The following is a 9,619-nucleotide window of genomic DNA, read 5'->3' as shown; positions in this document are numbered from 1 at the left end:
CTTTGCTGGAGGAGATGCGAGAGCTGTTGGGGAAGCGGGGGGATGAGGGGATGAAGACGCGCAGCGACTTGTCGAAGCGTGGGGATGGGTGAGTTGGGGGTAGGTAGTGGAGAGCGGGGTCGATGTTTTTATTTCTGTCTAAGCTGCTGCCGCTGCTGATCTATCCGCTGGGGCTGGCCTGTGTGCTGCTGGTGGTAGCGCTGGTGTTGATTAAGCGGCGGCCTCGGTGGGCGACGGGGGCGATCGCCCTCGCCTTACTGTTGCTGCTGGTGAGCAGCAATAACTGGGTATCTACTGGGGTAATGCGATCGCTGGAGTGGCGCTACCAAGACACTGTCGATTTGCCCGAAGCTGAGGCGATCGTGGTGCTGGGCGGGTCGATTAAGCCGCAGTTTCCGCCTCGGCCCTGGATTGACTTAGCTGAGGAGGGCGATCGCGTGCTGCACGGGGCGCGGCTATATTTGGCGGGCAAAGCACCACTGCTGGTGCTGAGCGGCGGGCGCATTACCTGGAGCCAGAGCCAGAGCCGTTCTGAAGCCGAAGATATGGCTGTGCTGGCGGAGGCGTTGGGCGTGCCTCCCAGCGCCATGCTGATGGAGCCAGACTCGCTCAACACGTTTGAGAATGCCGCCTACACTCAGGTTTTGCTGGCCGATCGCGGCATTGAGCGCATTCTGTTGGTGACCTCAGCGATGCACATGCCCAGGGCGCTGGCGATTTTCAAAAAGCAGGGCTTTGAGGCCATTCCGGCCCCCACCGATTTTCATGTCGCCCCAGACCCCCAAAAACCAGGCCAAACCACCTGGCAGGGCCGCGCCCTGAGCCTGATGCCGCAAACCGATAACCTGCACTACTTCACCCGCGCCCTGAAGGAATACCTGGGTATTGGCATTTACTGGCTGAAGGGCTGGCTGTAGATCGCTGCTAGGTCTGCCCCAGGGGAGTTGTCGTTTGGCGGCTGGGCTGGTACGGTTTGGCTGTTTGCTTAGCAGGTACAGTGGCTCTCTCTATGTCTTATGTTGCTCCTCCGTTACTGCACCAGCAGGTGTATTCTCTCGATCACGCCGCCTGGGTGGACCGGCTGGCCAGCACCGAAAACCTGCTGATTATTCAAGACCTGGATGGGGTATGCATGGGGCTGGTCAAAGACCCCCTCGATCGCGTGGTTGAGATTGGCTACCTAGAGGCTACCCAGCGCTTCGACGGCCACTTCTACGTGCTGACCAACGGCGAGCACACGGGCAAGCGGGGCATGAACGGCATTATCGAGCGATCGCTGGGGGGAGCAGAGCTAGCCCAAGTTGGGCGCTACTACCTGCCGGGGCTGGCGGCGGGGGGTGTGCAGTGGCAAACTCGCGCGGGCGACATTTCGCATCCGGGGGTGAGCGAGGCAGAGCTGGCTTTTTTGGCGGCGGTGCCCCAGAAGATGGGCGATCGCCTGCGTCATTTCTTTGAGCAGCATTCCAACGTTCTGGCTGGCCCTGCCCTAGATCAAGCTATTCAGGCGTCGGTGCTAGACAATATGGCCTCGCCCACCGCCAACCTCAACACCTTCTATAGCCTGTTGGGCGACCATCAGGCCCTCTACAGCGATCTTCAGTACGCCATGCAGACGCTGATGGAAGACCTGCTGCGCGATGCGGCCAACCAGGGGCTGGACGGCTCATTCTTTGTGCACTATGCCCCCAACCACGGACGCGGCCCCGACGGCACAGAAATTCTCTGGTTTGGCCAGGGTGGTGAGTCGGGTACCACCGACTTTCAGTTCATGCTGCGAGGGGCGATTAAAGAGGCGGGGGTGCTGGCATTATTGAACCGCTACTACGCCGCTAGAACGGGCAATTATCCCCTGGGCGAAGGCTTTAGCGTGCGTCAGGCTCCCCACAGCCACAGCGAACTGCTGGACTTAGTGATCCAAGCCTTTGACCCGGCTCTGATGCCGACCCTGGTGGGCGTGGGCGATACGGTGACCAGCGTGGTGGTTACGGAAGCTGGGCAGCCCGTGGCGAAGCGGGGCGGCAGCGATCGCAACTTTCTGCATCTCATCCAGGCGATCGGCCAGCACTTCGACACCGGCAACCTGGTCACCTACGTCGACAGCAGCGGCGGCGAACTCAAGAACCGCAAGGCCCTCAAGCTGGAGGATCGCGGCGGCACCAGCGTTGTCATTGAAGGCCCCGGCGACGCCCGCGACGAGGACGATCCGCTAGTGCTCAACGTGGTGTTTCCGGGCGGCTACCGGCAGTACTGCCAGGCCTTTCAAACCGCAGCGACCCAGCGACCCTAACGCTCAAACAATCTGAGACAATGACCCTGGCAAAGCATTCAAAAGGCTAGGGATCGGCGATGGCGACAGCAGCGCAGCAGGTGATTGGGGTAGATTTGGGCGGCACCGCGATTAAGCTGGGGCGCTTTACCCAGTCGGGGCAGTGCCTGGCCGATTTATCTGTACCGACCCCCCAGCCATCAACCCCCGAGGCGGTGATGGCGGTGATGGCTGAGGCGATCGCAGCCCTTGACCCCAACTGCGAAGCCGTCGCCATTGGTGTGGGCACTCCTGGCCCCGCCGATGCTGCTGGTCGCCTTGCCCGCGTCGCCATTAACTTAGCGGGGTGGACTGATGTGCCCATTGCCGATGCGCTCGAAGCGGCAACGGGTCGCCCCGTTATCGTCGCCAACGACGCCAACTGCGCCGGGCTGGGGGAAGCCTGGCTGGGAGCCGGGCGCAGCTTTAAAGACGTGCTGACGCTGACGCTGGGGACTGGCGTGGGCGGCGCGATTATTCTCGATGGTAGGCTGTTTGTCGGTCGCCAGGGCACCGCTGGAGAGCTGGGCTTGATTACGCTGAACCCCGATGGACCGCCCTGCAACAGCGGCAACCAGGGCTCGCTAGAGCAGCACTGCTCGGTGCAGGCGATTGAGCGAGAGACGGGGCTGACCCCAGCGGCGCTGTATGACAAAGCGAAAGCGGGCGATGAGGCGGCGATCGCGTTTTGGCAAATCTACGGTCGCTGGCTGGGCGCAGGTATCGCCAGTTTGGTCTACGTGCTCACCCCCGAAGCGGTGATTATCGGCGGCGGCATTAGCGCAGCGGCAGAGCTGTTTTTGCCCACGACGCAGGCTGAGTTAGCGCGTCGCGTGCTGCCCAGCTCTCGCGAAGGTATGCAGGTGCTGGTAGCCGAATTGGGCAACCAGGCGGGCATGGTTGGGGCGGCGCGTCTGGCGATGCAGCGATTGTTCCTTTGCTACCGCTAGGGCCAACGTCTAGCCTTTGGGGGACTTTTGTTTATGGCTAATGACCGAGGTGATCAGGCGCTGAATTCGCCATGATGTAAATAGGCAAGCGATGGTTTATGCCGTGAGTATTTACGCCATCAGCTCTGTCAGATGCAATCCTCACTGGAGGAAAATTTTATGAGAACGACCGATAACCAACCTATCCAAAAACGCCGCGCCGTTGGGCTGTTTTCGACTCGGCAAGAGGCCGAGCGTGCCATGCACCGCCTACGCGACACTGGCTTCGATATGAACAGCATTTCAGTTGTGGCCAAGTCGGGCGAAGGGTTGAGAGATCTAACGACCGATCGCGACTACGACCCCAATAAGTCTAATGCTGAACAAGCTAAAGGTGGTGCCGGTGCCGGTGCAACTGCCGGTGCAGCTACCGGTGGTGCCATTGGTTTGATTGGTAGCCTTGGTATTCTGGCTATCCCTGGTGTGGGGCCTATTGCAGAAGTTGGTTTCTTGCTGGCCAATACGCTACTGGGTGGCGGTATTGGTGCGGCCAGTGGTGGTCTACTTGGCGCATTGATCGGCTGGGGTGTACCCGAAGACCGGGCCAACTACTACAACGATCGCGTGTACAATAACGACGATTATCTGGTGCTGGTAGAAGGCACCGAGCAAGAGATTCGGGCGGCTGAGTCGGTACTGAGCGATAACGGTATTCGTGACTGGAATATCTATGGCTCGACTACAGCACCTACCCATGCGACTACGCACTAATACTAGTTGTTAAGCCAAAGCTTAACGTTGAGGGCGCAGCTAAGCTGTGCCCTCTTTTTCATGGGTCTTTTATCTTATTTGGGTGTTGCTGAATTGAAGTATAAATTTGGGTAGGGGCAAACGGTCGTTTTCCCTACGAGAGATGTTGCAGTTTTAATTCATACCTTTATCTAGCGACGGCCTTATTTGATTATGTGGTTTGGCGATCGCTGAAGCAAGTGAGGTAGGTGGTGAAGGAGTTGTTAGGTTTCCTTCGTCAACCTAACCTACGGGCGATCACTGCTAACGGTTCTGGTCAGCGGTTGTCGAAGTCTTTGCAACTCACCCAAGCGGCTTCGGTCAGTCCGCTGCACCAGAATTGTTAGACCGCGCCCAAAATGATAAACCTAAATTCACTTCGATTTACTCTGTCTCCGATTCGCAATGGCTCTCTACCGATTGCTCTTTATATTGTTTTAAACGGCTCTTCAGGGACTCTACCATTATGGGTGCTATATAAACATATTCAATCACGGTTCTAAAAAAATCATCTATTAAAGCTGCATCAAAAAAATATACTTCACCTTTTGAATGAACGCCTGCATTGCCAATTTTGCGTATCAAGCTAGCCATATCAGTCAAAGTGATAGGTAGTACCCCTTTATCACTAAGGTATTGAAGCTTGTGAAATAAATCGCGCCCTAAAGATTTTTTATCATCACAAAGCAATTCTAGTGCCTTACGTATCTGTCCTGCGAACGCATTTGGTGCTCGATGTCGAATTTTAGCACCCTCTGTATATACAGCACGGATATTTCTGGGGACGCTATCCGGCAACTCAATGGAGTTTGGATACAGTAGCGGATAATCATGCATTTTTTCTGGTAGTTCTGTTGCATAACCTCCAACCAAAGATATGTCTTTACAGGTACTACATTCAAGCACATAGTAGAGGATTGGTTCTATCTCTCTAAGTTTCTCTTCTTCTTCATACGGATCAGCAATGTGATCCCAAAGTGCTGGCGATGAGTAATGGAATACAACTTGATGCAAAGTGTGATTGCTGCAATGTCCGCAGTGGCGAACAGTCTTATCCTTCATTTGATCTCTATGATTTTGATGTTAACGGTTGATTCTCCAAAACTATATCAGCAATCAAATTTTATCGTGTGGTTCACCTGTAATCAATTCTCGCCACAAAACTCATTTATACAAGCTTGTAACGAAGTCAATAACTCAAAAAACAAACTAGCCTCAGCACCACACAAGATTGCAGAGATATCAAGAAATAAGAAGCTAACCGATAAGCTTCATGTACCGTCCTACCAACAATCTAGCGGTCTAACGTTCCCAACCAGCGGCGGTAGACACCCTTGACTTAGCACCAGCAGCTTTCGCCCGTCCGCTGCGTTGGGGTTGTTAGCCCTTCGCCAACTCAGAACTCATTTTCTGAAATTGAATGAGTTTGCATATTGCCACCATATACTTTATACAGAGTTAAAGTAACTTCACTAAATTCAATTCCTTCTAAAGTTTCAAATTCTCTGAGATCAAAGGGGTCTGTACGTGCAAGCGCCCCAGAATCAAGGTCACGATATCTAACATCATAGTTACCAGCCTTAATATCTTCGATTGTAAACTTTTCCTTGGCAAGGATAAAAAATACTCGTACTGGCGCTGGAGGGTTCGTGTCTAGAGTAAATAATTTGACGAATACGTCAGAATCATTCTGCGAATTATCTACAATCACATTGGAATAACCGTCCGTCGCCTGTATCGGGTAACCATCAATATAACTAGATGTAGAAGGGAATGGAACACCATTATCCGCTGTAGTTGGACGAACATATTCAGGTTCAGGTTGTGGCGGTGGTGGTGAACTTGTATCAGGTTGTGTAGACGGTGCGACTGGGCTAACTTGATTAGTTTCAGTTGGAACGTAAGCAACTGAACCGACAGATAGAGCGGCAACGGCAATTAATATACTCCCCTGTACATAAAAAGCCCGATTAGGGATCGACCAAACATTTTTCAGTCGTTTAATCGGTGTTTTTGTATCTAAAGCAGAAAGGATTTCTTCTGCTAAGCTGAGGACTTTTCTTCCATCATCGTTTTTGGTCTTTTTTGCAAAGTCTTGAGCATCTGCTGCAACGGCACGTGCAAGCTCAAACTTATTTTGGGTTGTAAATACCCATGCTTGGTATGTTAATAGGCGCGCATTTATTTCATTTGGCTTACTTCCACCAAGAAGATTTTGGAATATTGTTGACACTGAATAAATCAAGCCCCAAGGCAGTCCCCACCAACCTAGAAGCCAAGTAGTTATCGTGCTTTGTATTGCTTTACCTTCAGCGCATTTTGGACAGAAAATTCCCTGAACTGGAGTGCGAATAGTTAAAAGAATAAAGCTCGTAACTTGGAAAAATATAATATATCTTGGTTGAGCAGTGACCTTTTTACAGCATGAACAAACAACAGGTTCTGGTGCTACTTGGTGGTGAGATGCTGTCTTGGCCTGAGGGATTTGAGTATATAAAGTATCGTATCGCGCACGGGTATCAGGATTGCTTAAAACTTCATAAGCCTCATTAAGATGCTGAAACTCTCTCGCCGCATCAGGTGATGAATTTCGATCTGGATGAAGATCTTTCGCTTTCCGCCGAAATGCAGACTTAATTTCAGGAGCCGATGCAGTATTGGGGACACCCAGCAAGGTGTAATATCCCGTCGGGTCTTTTCTGTTCACGTTTCTTTAGATTTGTCGAATAAATATACATGCAAGTCCAATTGGTAGAGTACCCACAGATAGCCTTAAAACTGAAGTCCCATCGACAACTTAAAGGGCTAACAATATTATTAGAGAGAACGTTTCCGCATATTGCTCTTGTCAGGGTGGATAGGCAGAAAGTTTCCGCATATCAACTTGAATTGGGTAGATCGCAAGAAACTTTCCGCATATTAGTCTGATTTAGGACGATCGCAAGAAACCTTCCGCATATCTCAACAAAGCTGGCTAGCCCGCAACTTGATCAACCAGCCTCAGCGACCACTCCGTACACCAAAGCCGTCACCAGACCTTGATATATCGGTCAGCCAATACGGTTGAACTTATGGCGTACTTGAAGTACGTTATTTTTGCGGGGAATGATTTCAGTCGGGAACTTGGGGAGGTGCAACTCCTCAAGCCCCCTAATCGTCCCAACTTAATACCGGTAAGCTGCGACGACTGGGTTCATTCTAGATCCGGTCTCTCGCTTTGCCGAAACGAGGGATCTGGATAGTTCCCCGTTTTCTTTACCGAAAACGGAGACAACCCGAATGTTTTTAGACAACACCCCCGAGGGCACCGGCCCCGACAGCTTTGCCTTGCCCACCTACCGGCAAGAGACCATGCGCCATATTTTGCTGGGTGACTACGGTGCGCTCATCGATGGCATTAACCATTTGGTCTCATTGGGCTACTGCGACAGAGTTGCCTGGTCAGAACCCATCCCCACCGGGCGCAGTGGCGAATATATCAGCGTTATGACCCGCAGGCGAGGGGTCACCAGGCCCTGAGTGCTGGCGCTGTAGGTCGGTCAGAGCGCTTAGCGGAACCCAGCAGGCTCACGGCGGTTGGGTTTCGCTTTGCTTGAGCCGGTCTGCGGCCTCCGTAGAGCCGTAGCTCTAGGGTTAAGGCCATTGCTTGGCTCGGCAACAGCGTTGTCGTGATCGCAAACCCAGCGCGATCGCCCCACAACGCTGTTGCCACCCACCACAACCCAGTTCTCATCTCCTGCAATGCCATTGTCAGCGGTCACAACGGCGTTTTCATAGGCTGCAATAGCGTTGCCATCGCCCCCCGAGCTATTCTCAGCAACCACAACTCGGTTTGCGCCTGAGCGAAGCCTCTATCAGCTGGGCATTGTGAACTTAGGCGAGACAGCACCAGGCCAGCGGGGTGCGTTTTGCCGCATTCCCACCCACCAAGCCAAGCCGCCATGACCGATACGACCCGCCGCCTCGCGCCCAAGCGCATTGCCCAAGATGTTCAAGCCCTAAACAGCCTGGTAACGATTGCCAACTATGCGCCCATGCGGCCAGAGGCGTCGCATCAGACCTTGCAGCAGGCTTACCAGACCATGCGGCAGAGCCAGCAAAACGAAGTTGTGATGGAGGCCACCCTAAAAGCTGCCCGCGACCATGCCCGCCGGGCCGAGTGGGCTTTTCACAACGCCGTTTTGGCCATGAAGCAGTCGATCTTGGGTCAGTTTGGGCCAAACAGCAACGAAATTCAGGCGATTGGCTACACCAAAGCGATCAAGCGCAAGCGATCGTCCCGGCAAAAGCCTCCTATGATGGAGGACGGCGATTTTCGTTAATGTGAGAGGCGATAGCGGCAATGTCAACTCCTTCCGATGCTCGTCGCTATGCTCCTGCCACTGAGCGCAACCGCGAGCCCATCTTAGCGGTGCTTCAGCGAGTGCTGCCCTCCACCGGCACCGTGCTCGAAATTTCGAGCGGCACCGGAGAGCATGCCGTATTTTTTGCGCCGCGTTTAGCGCCTCGGCAGTGGTTGCCCTCCGACCTCGACCCCTTCGCCCGCGATAGCATTGTCGCCTGGCAAGCGGCTGCCCCTGCCGACAACTTGCACCCACCTCTGGCGCTAGATGCCGCTGCTCCCCTATGGCCAATCGAATCTGAGAACCTTCAAGATGCGCTGCCAGGGCTAGATTTGCAGCGCTACCCGATCACCGCCCTGGTCAACATCAATATGATTCACATTTCGCCCTGGGCGGCCTGCCTGGGGCTGCTGGCGGGGGCGGGGCGAATTTTGCCGCCGGGCGGCATTTTGTACCTCTATGGCCCTTACCAGCAAAACGGGCAGCACACCGCCCCCAGCAACGCGGCCTTTGACGCCAGCTTGCAGGCCCAAAACCCGGAGTGGGGCGTGCGCGATTTGGAAGCGGTGGTCGACGCCGCCAAAGCTCACGAACTGGCGCTAGTCGAAACCCTAGCTATGCCTGCCAACAATCTTTCGGTGGTGTTTAGGGCGATCGGTTAGTGCCGTAACCGCTTCGTTGGGGCTGTTTCGTTAGACTGTGGCTAACCTGTGTTCTGAGGTCGCCATGATTGTCAGCAGCCTTCAGTTTTTAACCAGCGATGCCACCTATCACGATCTGGCCCTGCGCTGCCAGGAGTATCTGCACTATCAGCAGCGGGGCTGGGCCGACCAGCGCGAGCTAGCGGAAGACATGCTGTTTAACCTACTGGTGGAATACTTGGTGGAGGCGGCAGTGCCCCGACCCCAGGCCGAGCAATTTTGCACCGATCGCGACAACCTGACCGAGCTGGCCATGCGCATTTCATCGACCCTTGGCCCCGTTGTTGCCTAATGTTCTAGCCCTGCTGTTCCGGTACCACAGATCAGGGCACAGACGACTTCGCCAGGCTGCGGCTGATACTGGCCGGTCATCAGGGCGGCGATCGCCGCGCCTCCGCTCAGCTCTGCCGCAATGCCCAGCTCAAACCACAGCCAGCGGCAGGCGTCGGTCATGGCCTCATCGCTGACCAGCACAAACGAGTCTACGGTGTGGCGAATAATCTCAAAGTTGAGGGGTTCTGTCCTGCGGGGGGCGAGGGTATTGGCCAGGGT

The 9,619-nt window shown here is 54.2% G+C and carries 12 protein-coding genes; 8 read left to right on the top strand and 4 right to left on the bottom strand.

Annotated elements, in window-relative coordinates:
• The first annotated feature begins 122 nt into the window (after window positions 1–122).
• From IQ273_RS25340 to IQ273_RS25325, 4 genes are all read left to right on the top strand, one after another.
• Window positions 123–917: a YdcF family protein gene (locus IQ273_RS25340; RefSeq protein ID WP_194025923.1), complete on the top strand. Its 795-nt coding sequence runs from the start codon at window positions 123–125 to the stop codon at window positions 915–917.
• 92 nt (window positions 918–1,009) lie between these two features.
• The gene (stpA, locus tag IQ273_RS25335) at window positions 1,010–2,287 is read left to right on the top strand and encodes a glucosylglycerol 3-phosphatase (RefSeq protein ID WP_194025922.1); all 1,278 of its coding nucleotides are present in this window, start codon (window positions 1,010–1,012) and stop codon (window positions 2,285–2,287) included.
• A gap of 59 nt (window positions 2,288–2,346) precedes the next feature.
• Complete coding sequence (locus IQ273_RS25330) at window positions 2,347–3,255, top strand: ROK family protein (protein WP_194025921.1); 909 nt, start codon at window positions 2,347–2,349, stop codon at window positions 3,253–3,255.
• Between the two features lie 159 nt (window positions 3,256–3,414).
• A complete protein-coding gene (locus tag IQ273_RS25325) occupies window positions 3,415–4,005 on the top strand; it encodes a general stress protein (protein ID WP_194025920.1) in 591 nt (196 codons plus the stop codon).
• Between the two features lie 402 nt (window positions 4,006–4,407).
• Here the strand turns inward: IQ273_RS25325 and IQ273_RS25320 are convergent, their stop codons facing one another.
• Together IQ273_RS25320 and IQ273_RS25315 are read right to left on the bottom strand one after the other, a co-directional pair.
• Window positions 4,408–5,085 carry a DUF4145 domain-containing protein gene (locus IQ273_RS25320; protein ID WP_194025919.1) on the bottom strand — a complete coding sequence of 226 codons (678 nt, stop codon included), beginning with the start codon at window positions 5,083–5,085 and terminating at the stop codon, window positions 4,408–4,410.
• Window positions 5,086–5,419: 334 nt separating this feature from the next.
• On the bottom strand, window positions 5,420–6,730 hold the full coding sequence (locus tag IQ273_RS25315; RefSeq protein WP_194025918.1) for a J domain-containing protein: 1,311 nt from the start codon (window positions 6,728–6,730) through the stop codon (window positions 5,420–5,422).
• A 572-nt stretch (window positions 6,731–7,302) separates the two neighbouring features.
• Between IQ273_RS25315 and IQ273_RS25310 the strand changes: the two genes are divergently transcribed.
• Window positions 7,303–7,542, top strand: a complete 240-nt coding sequence (locus IQ273_RS25310; protein ID WP_194025917.1) for a hypothetical protein — start codon at window positions 7,303–7,305, stop codon at window positions 7,540–7,542.
• Window positions 7,543–7,571: 29 nt separating this feature from the next.
• Here IQ273_RS25310 and IQ273_RS25305 read toward each other — a convergent pair whose 3' ends face one another.
• Window positions 7,572–7,847, bottom strand: a complete 276-nt coding sequence (locus IQ273_RS25305) for a hypothetical protein (RefSeq protein WP_194025916.1) — start codon at window positions 7,845–7,847, stop codon at window positions 7,572–7,574.
• A gap of 117 nt (window positions 7,848–7,964) precedes the next feature.
• On the opposite strand from IQ273_RS25305, the gene IQ273_RS25300 reads away from it, so the two are divergent.
• The 3 genes from IQ273_RS25300 to IQ273_RS25290 all read left to right on the top strand — a co-directional run bounded on the left by IQ273_RS25300 (window position 7,965) and on the right by IQ273_RS25290 (window position 9,359).
• Complete coding sequence (locus IQ273_RS25300) at window positions 7,965–8,345, top strand: hypothetical protein (RefSeq protein WP_194025915.1); 381 nt, start codon at window positions 7,965–7,967, stop codon at window positions 8,343–8,345.
• Between the two features lie 20 nt (window positions 8,346–8,365).
• Entirely contained in the window at window positions 8,366–9,028 is a 663-nt protein-coding gene (locus tag IQ273_RS25295) for a DUF938 domain-containing protein (RefSeq protein WP_194025914.1), read from the top strand.
• Window positions 9,029–9,092: 64 nt separating this feature from the next.
• Window positions 9,093–9,359 (top strand): hypothetical protein, encoded by a 267-nt coding sequence (locus IQ273_RS25290; RefSeq protein WP_228053833.1) that lies wholly within the window; start codon window positions 9,093–9,095, stop codon window positions 9,357–9,359.
• Here the strand turns inward: IQ273_RS25290 and IQ273_RS25285 are convergent.
• The coding region (locus IQ273_RS25285; protein WP_194025912.1) for a pyridoxal-phosphate dependent enzyme at window positions 9,356–9,619 on the bottom strand (264 nt) is incomplete at its 5' end. The two genes, IQ273_RS25290 and IQ273_RS25285, sit on opposite strands and share 4 nt — an antisense overlap.

Origin of the sequence: Nodosilinea sp. LEGE 07298, assembly GCF_015207265.1 — a bacterium.
In the GTDB taxonomy this organism is placed as follows: Bacteria; Cyanobacteriota; Cyanobacteriia; order Phormidesmidales; family Phormidesmidaceae; genus Nodosilinea.
This window is presented reverse-complemented; position numbering and strand designations above follow the sequence as displayed.